Origin of the sequence: Desulfitobacterium chlororespirans DSM 11544 (assembly GCF_900143285.1) — a bacterium.
Taxonomy (GTDB): Bacteria; Bacillota; Desulfitobacteriia; order Desulfitobacteriales; family Desulfitobacteriaceae; genus Desulfitobacterium; species Desulfitobacterium chlororespirans.
Window position 1 is genome coordinate 242920 of the sequence record NZ_FRDN01000010.1, and the last position, 14199, is coordinate 257118.

A 14199-nucleotide genomic window follows, 5' to 3' on the forward strand; every position below is an offset into this window, starting at 1 on the left:
GTGTTTTCTATGTCGGACGAATTGCGGTTGCTTACATTCTTAATTGTCCCAATATTAAGATTATAGCTTAGTGATTGTCTATATGTCTATAATTCCAAACGTCCCCCTGCAATGCCCCTGCTTCAGGTGATGAAATATTGAATCTTCTGACCACGGTTAGAATCGGCACAAGGCCTTCTGAAAACAGTTGCTGTTAGCATCTGTCGAAATTATGCCGTCAACTCTGATTCCTTTTGTCATCATCTGCCGGAAAATTAATAGCAAATCCCTACATTTTTTATTGGCATGATAATTGCAACACATTTAGGTGGCTTTAAGAAGCAAAACCTTCAATGAGCTAAATAGGGGGTACTGAACATTTATGATTATTATTGGCGAAAAAATTAATGGATCCATTCCAGCAATGGCCAAGGCCATTCAAGCAAGGAATGAAGCCGCCATTGCCGACTGCGCCGTGAAACAGGCGGAGGCCGGTGCGAATTATCTTGATGTGTGCGCATCGGTTCCGGAAAAAATCGAGGTTGACGTATTGAAATGGTTAATCGATCGGGTACAGAGGGCTACCGATCTTCCTATCTGTGTGGATAGTCCGAGCCCTCATTCCATTGCTGCTGTATTGCCCTTCTGTCAAAGGCCCGGTATCGTCAACTCCGTATCTATGGAAGGAGAGAAAATCGATGTGCTGTTTCCTCTCATTGCCGGGACAGAGTGGCAATGCATCGCACTTCTTTGTGACGACAAAGGAATTCCTCATTCCGTGGAAAAACGTTTGGAAGTCTTCGCCAAAATTATGAAGAAGGCCCAAGAATTTAAGATCGATCCTTCCCGCCTCTATATAGATCCCTTAGTAGAAACTCTATCCACCCAGGAAACCACGCTGACTGTATTTGGGGAATGTGCCAGGGAAATAAAGAAACAGTATCCGGCCGTTCATGTCACAAGCGGTCTGAGCAATATTTCCTTCGGCTTGCCTGCACGCAGGCTGATCAACCAGGCCTTTCTGGTCTTAGCTATGGGGGCGGGTATGGACAGCGCCATCATCGACCCTACCAACAGGGATTTGTTAGGCCTGATCTATGCCGCAAACGCCTTATTGGAAAAGGACGAATACTGTCTGGATTATATCTCAGCTTTCAAGGAAGGTCTTATTGGTCCCTTAAAAAATTAAAGTTTAAAAAACAGCAATGAGGAGGTTCATGCAATGTCTAAGATCGCCGCAATCCAAAGTGCAGTTGAAACCGGAAAGAAAAAACTTATCCGGGGCCTCATCGAAGAGGCATTACAGGAAGGTCATCAAGCCGTTGACATTTTGAACAAAGGTATGATTGATGCCATGAGCATTGTCGGGGATAAATTTAAAAACGGTGAGTTATTTGTCCCGGAAATGTTGGTTGCCGCCCGAGCTATGAAAGAAGGTGTGGAGCTTTTAAAACCGTTTCTGACCAGCGGCCAGGCTTCTTCATCCGGTACATTCATCATTGGCACAGTTGAAGGGGACTTGCACGATATCGGTAAAAACCTTGTTGCGATGATGATCGAAAGTGCGGGATTCAAGGTCATTGATCTGGGCGTTGACGTCGCTCCGGAAAGGTTTGTCGAAGCAATTAAGGTGAATCCTGATTGCCACCTGGTTGGTCTCTCTGCTCTCCTGACAACAACGATGCCCTCTCTGGAAAAAACCATCAACGCGATTAATGAATCCGGCTTGAGAAACCAAGTTAAGATCATGGTGGGCGGTGCCCCTATATCTCAGGAGATTGCCGATGAGGTTGGCGCCGACGCTTTTGCTGCCGATGCAGCAACTGCCGCGTCCATCGCCAAAGAGCTGGCTGCTGGAGCATAATGTGAATCATTAAGGAGGCAGGAAAGATGAACAGTCGTGAACGATTATTAACCGCTTTGAGCCATAAGGAGCCGGACCGGATTCCTCTTGATCTCGGGGCCGGATGTTCATGCAAATTTACAAAATATTTCTACGTCAAGCTTTTGGATTATTTTGGTATCAAAGAAGAGCTTGTTATGAATCATATCCCCTACCAACTTGTCTCAGCATCGGATCAGGTATTGGATCTTTTGAAATGCGATGTGCGTTCCGCCATACTTCATCCTATCCCCCAGGTTGAAAATCCTTACGCCAGGAAATGGGAAGACGCCGACAGCTACTATTACACCAATAATTGGGGTACCCGCTACAGGATGCCTAAGCATCAGGGTCTCTATTATGACCTGGTCGGAGGTGTTCTGCAGGACTCCGAGGATGAGGAAGATGATCAAAAATTCATCTGGCCGGTACCAGAAAAATTTCCGACCGCCGATCGCCGGCAGCTGGAAGACTATCGCAGGGCAGGGTTTGCGACTACGATCTCGGAACAGTTCGGCAATGGCTTCCTCCAGCAAGGGCCGTTAATGTGGGGCTTTGAAAATTGGTTTGCTATGCTGCTTACTGAGCCGGAACGCTGCACACTGTTTATGGATAAACTGCTGGAGAAAAAAATGGAGTACTATGATAACATCTTCGAAGTTTATGGCGGACTGGTTGATGTCTGCAGTGAAGCGGATGATTTCGGCACTCAGCGGGGAACATTTATTTCCCCAAAACTCATCAAGAATATGATCCTCCCTTATCATAAGAAATTAAACGACTACCTTAAGGCTAAGGGGGCCGGTTATATGACCTTGCATTCCTGCGGCTCGGTGGAGGCGTCCATCCCGGATATTATCGAGGCCGGTTTTGATTGCCTGAACCCGGTACAGATCTCTGCCGCCAATATGAGTCCGGAACATCTGAAGAAAACATACGGTCAGGATATTACCTTCTGGGGTGGAGGCATCAATACACAGGCGACTCTTCCCAACGGGACACCGGAGCAGGTCAGGGAAGAGACCAAAAGAAACATCGATAGCTTTGCCAGAGACGGTGGATTTGTGTTTTCAACGGTCCACAATGTGCAGGATGATGTTCCCATCGAAAACTTTATCGCCATGTGGGAAACCTTCCAGGATCATTGTAAGTATTGATATCTCCCTGCGTTTTTTATTATATTAAGAATAGGTTGAGTCATATTAAAACCGAGTGAAGCAGCCGCTTCCTCGGTTTTAACGCCAAATTCACTGGTTCTTTGGGAAAGGAGGAGTCCAGGCTATGGAGAAGGTTTTCGATAATCTGATCGAAGAAGTTCTGGCCTTAGGGGCAACCAGGGCAACCATCATTGACACTGACATGATCAGCTTCAGCGAAAATGTCAGGAAATTATGCGAGCAAAACTCCTGCGGCTGCTATAACCGGAACTGGATGTGTCCGCCCACAGTGGGGCCGGTTGCCGAATTGCAGAAACGGTTCGCAGGCTATAAGCGGGGCCTCTTGTTCCAGACTGTTCATCAATTGGAAGATTCTTTTGACTGGGAAGGAATGCAGGAGGGCAAGGCAGAACATACCAGGATATTCCGACAGATGGTTGAAGGTATGGAAAAGAACCCTGCCCTGAAAGAGATCCTGCCCTTTAACGCCGGCGCCTGTACCTATTGCCCGCAATGTTCCATCCTCGACGGGGAAAAATGCCGGTTCCCCGCCAAAGCCGTGGCCTCGATTGAGTCAAACGGAATTGATGTCATGGCCCTGGTCAAGGCCGCCGGAATCCCCTATAACAACGGCAAAAATACAGTATCCTATGTGTCCCTGATCTTGGTGTAAAAAAGAGGCGGGAACCCGATTTGTATGGCAAATCGGGTTCCCGCCTAAATATCAAGCCTTTTAACCAGCCCTGCTATATTCCTAAGTAGGCTTCTTTGATATGCTCATTGTTCAACAGTTCCTGGCCCTGTCCTTCCATAATCACTCTGCCGTTTTCCAAAACATAGGCCCGGTCGCACATGCTCAGGGTTTTGGCCACGTTCTGCTCTACCAGCAGTACCGTGACCCCCTGCTGATTGATATCTTTGATGATATCGAAAATCTGGCCGACCAGTACCGGTGAGAGCCCCAGGGAGGGTTCATCGAGAATAAGCAGATTGGGCAAGGCCATCAGCCCTCTGCCGATGGCCAGCATCTGCTGCTGACCGCCACTGAGATTGCCCGCTTCCTGATGCTGCTTCTCCAGCAAAATGGGGAATAAGTCAAAGACCTTTTTGATAGTCTCTTTGCGTTTGGCTTTGGCCTTGGGCAGCAGGGAACCCATTTCCAAGTTCTCTTTGACCGTCATTTCCGGGAAAAGGCGCCGCCCTTCGGGGACATGGATAATTCCCTGGGAGGCGATCTTATAGCCAGGCAATTTGGCAATGTCGGTGCCGAGAAACTCCACGACTCCGCTCCTATTGGTGACAATTCCTGAGATGGTGTTTAAAATGGTTGTTTTGCCGGCTCCGTTGGCGCCCAGCAGGACCACCAGCTCTCCTTGCCTGACTTCAAAGGAAATATCCCATAAAACCTGCAGATCTTTGTAGGATGCATTAAGGTTTTTCACTTTAAGCATGATCATCACCTAAATATGCTTTAATTACCTCAGGATGTCCCGCTACCTCCTGGGGTTTGCCGATCGTGATTTGGCTGCCGAAATTGATGGCCAAGATGCGGTCGGAGATACCCATCATGACTTTCATGATGTGCTCGACAATGATAATGGTCATTCCCGAATCACGGATCCTTTTGATGATGGCGATGGCTTCTTCCGACTCTCTGGGATTCAGCCCGGCGCAGGTTTCATCAAGCATGAGCAATTCCGGTTCCGTGGCCAGTGCCCTGGCGATTTCCAGCCTTTTGCGCAGAGCCAGGGGCAAACTTTTCGCTTCATAGTCTTTAAACTGGCTCAGTCCACAGAAATCCACGATCTCCTCAGCTTTATGCTTGGCTTTGGCCATGCTGTTGGTGCGCAGAAACGCCCCTACCGTAACGTTTTCCAGCACGGTCATCCGTTTTAAAGGTTTTACCACTTGAAAGGTTCTCCCGATGCCCAGGTTGCATATATCATGAGCCGGTACCTGATCAATGCGTTTTCCTTTGAAGTGTATTTCCCCTGAAGTAAGGGGGAAAAAACAGCTGATCAGATTAAAAACGGTTGTCTTTCCTGAACCATTGGGGCCAATAATTCCTAAGATCTCGCCCTTTTCCACCGTGAAACTCAGATCATTAACGGCAGCTACGCCGCCAAAGCGCTTGACAATATTTTTGGCTTCAAACAGACTCATGCTTTGTCCCTCCCGGCCAGCCTTTCTTTTGCTTCAGCAGTCGCCCCAGGTTGGTGAGCGTGCCGATGATCCCATTGGGCATGAACATAATGATGACGCACACCAGCAGTCCAAAGACCAGAACATTAGCCGCACCAAGGGTTGCGCGGAATACTTCCCCCAAAATTATATAAATTGCTGCGCCGATCGTGGGGCCCCAGGTTGTTGCAGGCCCCCCCAGCATCACAACCAGAATGATCATAATTGAGACATTGACCAAATTAAAGGCAATTTTCGGATCGACAAAGGCCACATAATTCATATAAAAGGCCCCAGCCAGCCCTGTATAGAAGGCGCTGGGCAGCAAGGCAATGATTTTATAGGTGGTGGTGGGAATGCCCAGAGAGGTTGCCGCATCCTGATCTTCCCGTATGGAAACCAGATAATAGCCTATTTTTGAGTTGACAATCTTGTACGTGGTGAGCAGGGTCAGGGCCAGAATTCCTAACCCGATATAATAATAGAAGACCTTGGAAGTGATTTCCGGCATAATCAAAATCCCTTGGGCACCTTGAGTTACCGACAGGTTGGTAAACAGGATCCTGAAGATTTCACCCAGGGCCAGCATGGCCAGAGCAAAGTAGGGCCCTCTCAGCCGGAAACAAATCAGGCCGATGGGATAAGCGATGAGGGTCGCTGCGATAGGACCCAGCAAAAGCCCCCACCAAGGGGAAATCTCCAGATAGAGGTTCAGCATGCCTGCTGAATAGGCACCTATCCCGAAAAATGCCGCGTGGCCGAAGGAGACCTGGCCGCCGTAGCCGCCGAGCAGGTTCCAGGCTGTGCCAATCGTCGCCCAAATCAGGATGAGAATCACCATATGCAATTGGTAAGGGGCTTTAATAAGCAGGGGAACAGCCAGCGCTGCGATCAGTGCGATCATTGTAAATAACAGGTTTTTGTTTTTCATATCCCGCTCACCTCCTGATAAAGCTTTTTAGGCCGCCCGGCAAAAATAACAGCACCAGAATAAACATGATCAAACCCACTAAGTCTTTGTATCCCATGGAAATATAAGTCGCTCCCAGTGATTCCGCAGTACCGAGAATGATGGCTCCGACGATGGCGCCCATGGTACTGCCCATGCCCCCCAGAATGGTGATGATAAAGGATTTGGCATTAAACAGCTGCCCCACATCCGGATAGAGATAAAAGATCGGCAGCAGCAAGGACCCTCCTGCGGCGGCCAGGGCCGAACCGATGCCAAAGGTGATGACTGTGATCTGGGAAGAGTTGACCCCCATGTAGACGGCTGCGTCCCGGTCCTGAGCCGTGGCTCTGATGGACTTGCCCAAGTCTGTTTTGGTCAAAAACAGATGGAGAAGTGTGGTAAACGCTATGGCGATAAAGAAGCCGATGAGCATGGGGACACTGATGGACATATCGGCGATAAAAACGGTTTGGGATGAGTAACCGGTGGCGATGGACCGATAGTCGGATTTAAAGATAAGCCGGGCGATTTCAGTCAGGACCAGCATGATGCCGATGGTCAGCAACACCTGATTCTGAGGAAGGATGGATTCAACCTTCACCAGAACGTTGATCATATATTTCTGGATGACACAGCCCAGCAGAAAGGCCACGATCATGGCTGCGAACATCCCCAGATAAGGATCAAGGCCGAATTGATGAAAACAGACATAGGTAACATACATTCCTACCATGACGATGGCGCCATGAGCAAGGTTAATGATCTTCATAACTCCCATAATCAACGTCATGCCCAGGGCAATCAAAGCGTACATAGACCCAAGCAGGATACCGGAGACCACGGATTGGCCGAATAAAACCATGATTACTTCCCCCAATTCAATGCGCGATACTCTAGTACTCTGTAACACCTAAATCCTTACCTTTCCGGCGGTTAAATTTCCATATGACTGCGTTGTCGTCAATCGCCATACGACTGGTATGGCTCATTCCTCCGCCTTGTCCTCCGAAAATTTTCCTCGCCGGGCAAGGCAAGCTTTAAGTGTCACAAAGTACTAGGTTGGACCAAGGGTGCCAAGAGAAGAAGACGGACTTCTTCTCTTGGTGCCGCTACTGTCTGGAGTCAGGGAATATTACCGCTCTCCCCAGTTAGGAACCGGATAGACATGGGGAGCTGATTTAACCGCTTCCGGCCAGATAACTTCTAATTTGCCCTGCTGCCATTGCACCACATAAGTGTAGGGTTTGCTCTGATTGGTATAGCCTTCCCAGTCTTCAAACTTGATGGGGCCCATGATAGTGGTTAGCTCTGTCTCTTTAAGAGCTTTTTGAATGCCTGTATTGTTGAGCTCCTGGGCTCTGTTCAAGGCATCCACAATGATGTGCATGGTTGCATAGGCCTGGGCGCCATGGTAATCAGGCTCTTTGCCAAATTTCTTGACATAGTTATCAAAGAATTCCTTTGCTCCCGGCCAAGTGACACTGGGTACCCACAGGGTACTGGAGGCAATGTATTCCGAGGCTTCACCGGCATTTTCCTTGAATTCGGGCAGGGTATAGCCGGCCCCGCCCCCCACCAGTAATTTCGTATTGAAATCCAGTTCTTTGGATTGTTTGACGATCATGGAGGCGTCCATCAGATAGGAGACTGCAAACACCATATCGGGATTCGTGTTCTTAACCTTGGCAAGCATGGGCTTAAAATCGATGGCTCCGGCTTCATAAGGTTGATCATAAACGATTTCTATCCCTCTTTTTTCAGCTTCGGCCCGGAAGCCGGTGGCTGAGGATTTACCAAAATCCGTGCTTTCGTAAACAATCGCAGCTGTCTTGGGCTTGATGACCTGATCAAGCATCTCCCAAAGAGCAACGGTGTATTTGCTGGCTGGAGCGGCAGTTCCCCGGAAAACCCATTCCCAGCCCTTTTTGGTAATGTCATCCGCCGATCCCGTGGTGACTAATATGGGGATGTTCATGGATTGGGCAGCACCGGCAATCACGTTGGTGGAGGCACTGCTGTAGGCGCCGCTCAGCATGGCGACTTTATCCTGGTTGACCAGTTTTTCTGTTGCCGACTTGGCCACATCCTGTTTGCCTTGATCATCTTCAAAGAGAAGCTGAATGGATTTACCGCCGATGGTTGTTTTGCCGGCGGCTTTGAGTTCTTCATAGGCCATTTCAAAAGCGTTCTTTTCCATATTGCCGAAAGTAGCCTCACTTCCGGTTAAGGGCAGAATGATTCCTACTTTAATCACATCTGCCGATGCTGCGGTGCTTTGACCGCCACAGCCAACCAGGGTAACCAGAAGTCCCATCATTAAGACAAAAACGGTTAGTGGTCGCCAACTTATTTTTTTCATTTAACCCTCTCCTCATCTCAGCTTATTTACAAACCTCAACCCCTCAACGCCAGAAGGTTCACCCCCTTTCCTTAAGCTCTGGGATGGTATGCATTTCAGCCCAGTTCCCACTTCTTTAAATCCCGGCATCCCCGCCAATTCCGCGGGCTATTTCTCCATAAATTCTTTTACGTCATTAAGAAAGCCGGTGCCGCTTTTTTGGGCAAATTTTGCATAAACCAAAGCAAAGTCCTCTTGCCAAATCCTTTTCTCTTCACTGTCCAGGGTGTAGATCTTGATTTGATTGCGCTTTTGCAGTTCCCTTAATTGTTCCTCATTGAGCTTTTGGGCGATATCCCTTTCCCACAGCGTCACTTCCGTCATGGTCTCCTCCAGGAGTTCCCGGGCCTGGTCCGGCAGCTGACTCCAGAATTCTTCATTGACGATGACTGTATATCCCATAAACCCGTGTTGGCTGAGGGTTAAATAACTCTGTACCTGATCGAAGTTCTTGGTGTAAATATTGGAGATGGTGTTTTCCTGCCCTTGAGCCCGTCCTTCCTCCAGAGATTGATAGACATCATTGAAGGGCAGGTAGAGGGTGTCGGCGCCAAAGGAATGAAATTGTTCTTCCAGGATGCCCTGGGACATGATGCGAAAGGTTAATCCTTGTAAATCACCGGGTTTAGTGATAGGATGATCGTTATTGGTCAAGTGTTTGAAGCCGTTATCCCACATGGCCAGACCTTTCATATTTTTCTGCTGCAATTGAGCCAGCAGGGTTTTGCCCAAGGGTCCATCCATGATTTGATGGACGCTGTCCAGATCATCAAACAGATAGGGAAGATCCCAGATTTGCCATTGGGGCAGTAGCTGGGCGATTTTTGAGGTGGTGGGAGCGATCATCTGCACATCTCCCCTGCTTAAGGCCTCAAATTCTTCACCGTCTTTGAATAATTGAGAATTGGGAAAGACCTGTACTTCGATGATGCCTTTGGAACGTTCCCTGACCAGGTTGGCAAAACGTATGGCGGCCAGCCCTTTGGGGGTATTTTCTTCAACGACGTGAGAGAATTTGATGATGATTTTATCTTTTTTGTCCACCTGCTGACCGTCAATGACCCGGGTCCCACATCCGGATAATAAAAGCACGATCATGCTCATGCCCAGTATGAAGAGCCAGTTATTTCTAGCCATGCCCTGTACCTCAATTGATTTATTTGTATTTTTAATAGTGTAAATTTATTATATTTTCTGAAAATTCTCAACCTTTTGGTCCTTTTGATATTTATGGTCTTTTTGGTCTGTAAAATGAGAAAAATTGCACCCTAAAGTACAATTCTATATTTGTTGATGGGCCTGCCCACCGTCCCATATTGAGTTTCCAATAAGACATGGTTTATTTTTTCAAGGTATTCCAGATACCGGCGGGCCGTAACCCGCGCCAGCCCAACCCCTTCCGCCACTTCCTCCGCCGATAAGCCGATGGGGGTTTCTTTAAGGAAATTATAAACTTGTTGCAGGGTGATTTCCCGCAATCCTTTGGGCAGCTCTTCCCGGCTTCTGTTGACAAGGGTCTCCTGATGAGGATGAATTTTGATCAAACGATCCAAATCCTCCTGATTGATTTCCCAGCGGTTTTGCAGCTGCTCGGCATAGGAGTAGTAATTGTTGAGCGCCGTCTGAATTCGTTCATACTTGAAAGGTTTGATAATGTAATCCACCACCCCGAAGCGCAGCCCGGCCTGGACCGTTGCCACGTCCTGAGCCGCCGTAATCAGGATGATATCGGTAGGGATGCCCAGCTGGCGAATCTCTTTGAGGAGTTCGATGCCGTTGAGGTCCGGCAGATAGATATCCAGAATCACTAAGCACGGTCGCACATCCTGAATGATTTCGATGGCTTTTTTGCCGGTTCTGGCTTTACCGCAAACCCGGAACCCGCCAACTTTTTTAATAAACCCTTCATTTACTTCCATGACCATCGGATCGTCTTCAACCAGGATCAAGTCAATCAGCTTCATCAATGATCGCCTCCTATTGAGCCTCCCCTAAAGACTTCGGCGCACTCAGGAGCGAATCCCGGACAAGGGAATCCGAACCCCGAAACGCGTACCCCATTTCCCCGTCTCTATCTCTATAGTTCCCCCCAGCAGATCGACAGTCTGCTTAACCAGCGATAAGCCAATTCCCCTATTGCCATTCCCTTTGGTTGAAAATCCCCACTGATACATTTGGGCTTGATTGGCCAAGGAAATCCCCGGCCCGGTATCTTCCACACTCAAGATGAGTTGATGGTGTTCATGCTTAATCCGACAGTGCACTTCACTTATTTTACTGCCCACCGCCGCTTCCATGGCATTCTCCAGCAGATTTCCCAGAATAATCGTCAGGGTATTGCTGTCAAAGCCCTCCGGCAACTCACTTAAACGGGAATCCGCATCAAATAAAACATCGACTTTCAGCTCTTTGCCCCGATTATATTTTCCCAAGAGCAACCCCGCTACATTGGGGTACATGATCTTGCTGCTTAAGAATCTCGTCACCTCCTGCTGCTCCTCGGTCACTCTATAGATATACTCCATGGCTTGATCGGCTTTGTCTAACTGAATCAAGCCGGCGATGGTATGCAAGGTATTCAGGGATTCATGATTCTGCACCCGCAAGGCTTCAATAAAGGTTTTTACTCCGGTTAACTCCTCCGCCATTTTCCGCACTTCTGTCTTCTCTTTGAGGGTGATGACCCGTCCAACCACCCGCTCCTTGACCCTGATCGGTAAAAAATCCACGAGCACCCAGGTGTTATTGAGGATAAGCTCTGTGCTCTCCGCAGGATCATGGGTCTCTAAGAAATCGCTTAAGGGAGTAAAAGCGGGAAACTCTTGTAAAGGGCACCCCACCGCTTTTTCAGAAGTTCCGGCAATCCGGCAGGCTTTTTCATTGATGACTGTAATGCGGTTCTCCATATCCAGGGCTACGACCCCATCATCCATAGCCTGGAAAATTGCCACTCTTTCTTCCAGCATCCGTGCGATCTCGCTGGGCTCAAGGGAAAACATATTCTTCTTGATGTTGCTGGCTAAATAAAAGGACCCCAGTCCTCCCAGCGCTAATCCGATTAAAATCGAAGAATAGAGTTCAACCCTGATGGCACTGACAATTTCCCGGATGGTAGGGACAAGAATGCCGACGGCAACGACGCCTACCTGACGGGTTCCCTCATCAGCCAGGACAGGGACGAAAGCACGGATTGACGGACCGACAACACCCACGGCCTGGGAGAGATATTCCTTTCTTTGTAAAGCGAGTTCCTCGTCGCCATCGTTAAAGACGGTGCCGAGGCGATCTAAGTAAGGATGAGAATATCTTATTTTTTCCATATCAAAAATAACGATATATTCAACTCCTGTGGCCAGACGAATCCGCTCGGCAAGGGGTTGAATCACTTTCGAGCCCTCAAACTGGCTGAGATTTTCCTGCACCTCACTTAACTGGGCAACCGTTCGGGCAATGGCCATGGCTCTATAGCCGATTTCCTGCTCCATCTTATCGGAAATTCGATTGACGATGATCACGCCCGCCAGAAAAACGGATAAAAGAACCAGCAGAAATGAGAGCATGGCGATTTTAGTGCCTAATTTTAAGTGGGGTCTTTTCAACCGCTTACTCCCCCTCCGGCTGATGAATCCATGTGGTTCCACCCTTTCGGTTCAAGTCTGCTCTTCCTCCTTTCCCAGTATTACTTGAATTTTAGTTGGCGATATTCAGATTAGCATTAGTAAAGCCATGACATTATCATCATAATGCTGAATAGCGTTAGTGTCAATCAACTATCTGAATATTCTAAATATAACAAGAACATTTTATGCCCTTGTGCAAAGATAGGCTACTACCCTTGACTCACTTTCCATTCTGCATATTTTTCCGGCATACATTTAGCGCATGGCCTGTAACCGGCCTTAATAGCGGTTGCTTCTTCTTTGAAAAACACGCGATGTCGGACATATCCACCTTTCGCTATTGCTCTATTGGCGCTTTGGCAATCCAAGCGACCATAAATTTTCTTTCTGCGATAACCTCCCAATTGACCCGGTTCCGAACTTAAATATAGATTTCCGTTTTCGTCCAATAATTTATATTGCTTCATCATTTTTTCACCTCAAGTTTCAATTTGAATGACCAAAGAAACTGTTGGAATCTTCCGGTGCTGCCGACCGCTCTATATTACTGTAACTGCGCAGTTGGGAGGCAACGGTGATGGTATATCTGGCAAACATGGCATCATGACCCTGTCGTTGGCTCATGCGGTGCTCTGTTAGATTGCGCCATTTATTCACTGATTCTTCGTTTTCCCAAACAGATAAGCTAAGCAGCTTTCCTTCATTGACAAGACTGGAAAAACGCTCTGCGCGTATAAATCCTTCACTTTTGACAAGTTCGTTTTTAAGATGGGCGGCTAAGGCAAGATAATCATCCCTATATTCGTTTTTTATTGTCACTTCAAATAAAACCAATATCATTGCCGGCTTACTCCTTGCTATTTAGAGTGCGTTACCTTTTTTAGGCACAAACATCCGGGACATATCCACCCCTTCGTGTTCAAGCAGCTGGATTTTCCTGCTGATGCCTCCGCCAAAACCTGTCAAGTTACCCTTAGCACCGACTACCCGATGACAGGGGATGATAATAGATATGGGGTTATGACCCACGGCTCCGCCTACTGCTTGGCTGGACATACACTTTTTGTTCATTTTCTCAGCCATCTTTTTGGCAATATCGCCATAGGTGATCACCTGGCCATAGGGTATTGCGCATAAAATATCCCATACCCCTTGACGAAATTCGCCGCCTATGGGGGCCAGGGACAATTCGGATATGGCAGGCCTCTCACCTGCAAAATATCTGTCCAGCCATGCTTTGGCAGCGTCAAAGATCGGCATATCATTCTTTTCGATCATGCTTTCAGGTATGGTACCGCCATGAAATCTTTGACCCTCCATCCATAAGCCGATAAGGTTGTCCCCGTCACAGGCAAGGGTAATTGTGCATATGGGTGATAGATAGGTTGTTGAATAATACATTTTGGCCCTCCTTCTTTATCTGTTTATCACGTCTTCTAAAGGTTGATTGTAGCATAACTGGGCCGAGAAAATCTCGCGGTTTTGGGACATTATATTTGGGGGGCAGTGGGTGGTGGGATGCGAGAGAGTAGCGTAATCGATCACCTGATGATGCATGCACCCCTATACTCTATATGTTATGGACAAACTATTACAGTGGTTACTGCACAACGCCCTACTCCCCGTCACCCCCTGCGGGTTTCGGGCATAGAAAGAGCCCGAAGATTATTATCCGGGCATCTCATTCGCTTAATGTAGGATCCCTGCTCGTTGATAGATATTTGCGCTGCCGAAGCTGCCAATTCCTGAATTGCCGCCGTTATTTCGGCCAACTCATCTCCAAGATTAACGGACATGCCTCGGAGACGACCGGCAATTCCTTTCGGGATGTCTACACCGAAGGCAACAACCACTTCGGTAGTCTTTTCGCTGTCGAAAAGAGGAAACACTGATGTATAAACAGGAATACCATATTGATCTGCACCGATCTCAGAAAATACAGGTTTCTTGGTGACGATGGCTTTAGCGGCAAAATCAGATTCAATCAGTCCGCGCCCAACCTGCCAGCGGGAAAGATCAAATTGTTTTTT

15 protein-coding genes are annotated in these 14199 nt (G+C 47.9%); 4 read left to right on the forward strand and 11 right to left on the reverse strand.

Annotation, left to right across the window (positions count from 1 at the left end; all coding sequences use genetic code 11):
• Positions 1-361 precede the first annotated feature (361 nt).
• From BUA14_RS16990 to BUA14_RS17005, 4 genes are all read left to right on the forward strand, one after another.
• Positions 362-1168: a methyltetrahydrofolate cobalamin methyltransferase gene (locus tag BUA14_RS16990; RefSeq protein ID WP_072773701.1), complete on the forward strand. Its 807-nt coding sequence runs from the start codon at positions 362-364 to the stop codon at positions 1166-1168.
• A 33-nt stretch (positions 1169-1201) separates the two neighbouring features.
• On the forward strand, positions 1202-1843 hold the full coding sequence (locus BUA14_RS16995; protein ID WP_072773702.1) for a corrinoid protein: 642 nt from the start codon (positions 1202-1204) through the stop codon (positions 1841-1843).
• 26 nt (positions 1844-1869) lie between these two features.
• Complete coding sequence (locus BUA14_RS17000) at positions 1870-3018, forward strand: uroporphyrinogen decarboxylase family protein (RefSeq protein WP_072773703.1); 1149 nt, start codon at positions 1870-1872, stop codon at positions 3016-3018.
• 124 nt (positions 3019-3142) lie between these two features.
• Positions 3143-3691, forward strand: a complete 549-nt coding sequence (locus BUA14_RS17005; RefSeq protein ID WP_072773704.1) for a DUF2284 domain-containing protein — start codon at positions 3143-3145, stop codon at positions 3689-3691.
• A 73-nt stretch (positions 3692-3764) separates the two neighbouring features.
• On the opposite strand, the gene BUA14_RS17010 is transcribed toward BUA14_RS17005, so the two are convergent.
• The 11 genes from BUA14_RS17010 to BUA14_RS17060 form a co-directional block, all read right to left on the reverse strand.
• On the reverse strand, positions 3765-4469 hold the full coding sequence (locus BUA14_RS17010) for an ABC transporter ATP-binding protein (protein ID WP_084078687.1): 705 nt from the start codon (positions 4467-4469) through the stop codon (positions 3765-3767).
• A complete protein-coding gene (locus BUA14_RS17015; RefSeq protein WP_072773706.1) occupies positions 4462-5181 on the reverse strand; it encodes an ABC transporter ATP-binding protein in 720 nt (239 codons plus the stop codon). Before BUA14_RS17015 ends, BUA14_RS17010 begins: the two co-directional genes overlap by 8 nt.
• On the reverse strand, positions 5168-6130 hold the full coding sequence (locus BUA14_RS17020) for a branched-chain amino acid ABC transporter permease (RefSeq protein ID WP_072773707.1): 963 nt from the start codon (positions 6128-6130) through the stop codon (positions 5168-5170). Before BUA14_RS17020 ends, BUA14_RS17015 begins: the two co-directional genes overlap by 14 nt.
• 7 nt (positions 6131-6137) lie before the next feature.
• Entirely contained in the window at positions 6138-7013 is an 876-nt protein-coding gene (locus tag BUA14_RS17025; protein ID WP_072773708.1) for a branched-chain amino acid ABC transporter permease, read from the reverse strand.
• 270 nt (positions 7014-7283) lie between these two features.
• Entirely contained in the window at positions 7284-8510 is a 1227-nt protein-coding gene (locus BUA14_RS17030; RefSeq protein ID WP_072773709.1) for an ABC transporter substrate-binding protein, read from the reverse strand.
• 147 nt (positions 8511-8657) lie between these two features.
• Complete coding sequence (locus BUA14_RS17035) at positions 8658-9686, reverse strand: DctP family TRAP transporter solute-binding subunit (RefSeq protein ID WP_072773710.1); 1029 nt, start codon at positions 9684-9686, stop codon at positions 8658-8660.
• Positions 9687-9817: 131 nt separating this feature from the next.
• Complete coding sequence (locus tag BUA14_RS17040) at positions 9818-10513, reverse strand: response regulator (protein WP_072773711.1); 696 nt, start codon at positions 10511-10513, stop codon at positions 9818-9820.
• A gap of 45 nt (positions 10514-10558) precedes the next feature.
• Entirely contained in the window at positions 10559-12148 is a 1590-nt protein-coding gene (locus tag BUA14_RS17045; RefSeq protein WP_072773712.1) for an ATP-binding protein, read from the reverse strand.
• A gap of 230 nt (positions 12149-12378) precedes the next feature.
• A complete protein-coding gene (locus BUA14_RS17050) occupies positions 12379-12639 on the reverse strand; it encodes an Ada metal-binding domain-containing protein (RefSeq protein WP_072773713.1) in 261 nt (86 codons plus the stop codon).
• 16 nt (positions 12640-12655) lie between these two features.
• Positions 12656-13009 (reverse strand): antibiotic biosynthesis monooxygenase family protein, encoded by a 354-nt coding sequence (locus BUA14_RS17055; RefSeq protein WP_072773714.1) that lies wholly within the window; start codon positions 13007-13009, stop codon positions 12656-12658.
• A gap of 21 nt (positions 13010-13030) precedes the next feature.
• Positions 13031-13570: a methylated-DNA--[protein]-cysteine S-methyltransferase gene (locus tag BUA14_RS17060; RefSeq protein WP_072773715.1), complete on the reverse strand. Its 540-nt coding sequence runs from the start codon at positions 13568-13570 to the stop codon at positions 13031-13033.
• Positions 13571-14199 lie beyond the last annotated feature (629 nt).

Coding starts and splice junctions, on each gene's coding strand:
- BUA14_RS16990 (WP_072773701.1), top strand. CDS start 362: ATGATTATTATTGGCGAAAAAATTAATGGATCCATTCCAGCAATGGCC.
- BUA14_RS16995 (WP_072773702.1), top strand. CDS start 1,202: ATGTCTAAGATCGCCGCAATCCAAAGTGCAGTTGAAACCGGAAAGAAA.
- BUA14_RS17000 (WP_072773703.1), top strand. CDS start 1,870: ATGAACAGTCGTGAACGATTATTAACCGCTTTGAGCCATAAGGAGCCG.
- BUA14_RS17005 (WP_072773704.1), top strand. CDS start 3,143: ATGGAGAAGGTTTTCGATAATCTGATCGAAGAAGTTCTGGCCTTAGGG.
- BUA14_RS17010 (WP_084078687.1), bottom strand. CDS start 4,469: ATGCTTAAAGTGAAAAACCTTAATGCATCCTACAAAGATCTGCAGGTT.
- BUA14_RS17015 (WP_072773706.1), bottom strand. CDS start 5,181: ATGAGTCTGTTTGAAGCCAAAAATATTGTCAAGCGCTTTGGCGGCGTA.
- BUA14_RS17020 (WP_072773707.1), bottom strand. CDS start 6,130: ATGAAAAACAAAAACCTGTTATTTACAATGATCGCACTGATCGCAGCG.
- BUA14_RS17025 (WP_072773708.1), bottom strand. CDS start 7,013: ATGGTTTTATTCGGCCAATCCGTGGTCTCCGGTATCCTGCTTGGGTCT.
- BUA14_RS17030 (WP_072773709.1), bottom strand. CDS start 8,510: ATGAAAAAAATAAGTTGGCGACCACTAACCGTTTTTGTCTTAATGATG.
- BUA14_RS17035 (WP_072773710.1), bottom strand. CDS start 9,686: ATGGCTAGAAATAACTGGCTCTTCATACTGGGCATGAGCATGATCGTG.
- BUA14_RS17040 (WP_072773711.1), bottom strand. CDS start 10,513: ATGAAGCTGATTGACTTGATCCTGGTTGAAGACGATCCGATGGTCATG.
- BUA14_RS17050 (WP_072773713.1), bottom strand. CDS start 12,639: ATGATGAAGCAATATAAATTATTGGACGAAAACGGAAATCTATATTTA.
- BUA14_RS17055 (WP_072773714.1), bottom strand. CDS start 13,009: ATGATATTGGTTTTATTTGAAGTGACAATAAAAAACGAATATAGGGAT.
- BUA14_RS17060 (WP_072773715.1), bottom strand. CDS start 13,570: ATGTATTATTCAACAACCTATCTATCACCCATATGCACAATTACCCTT.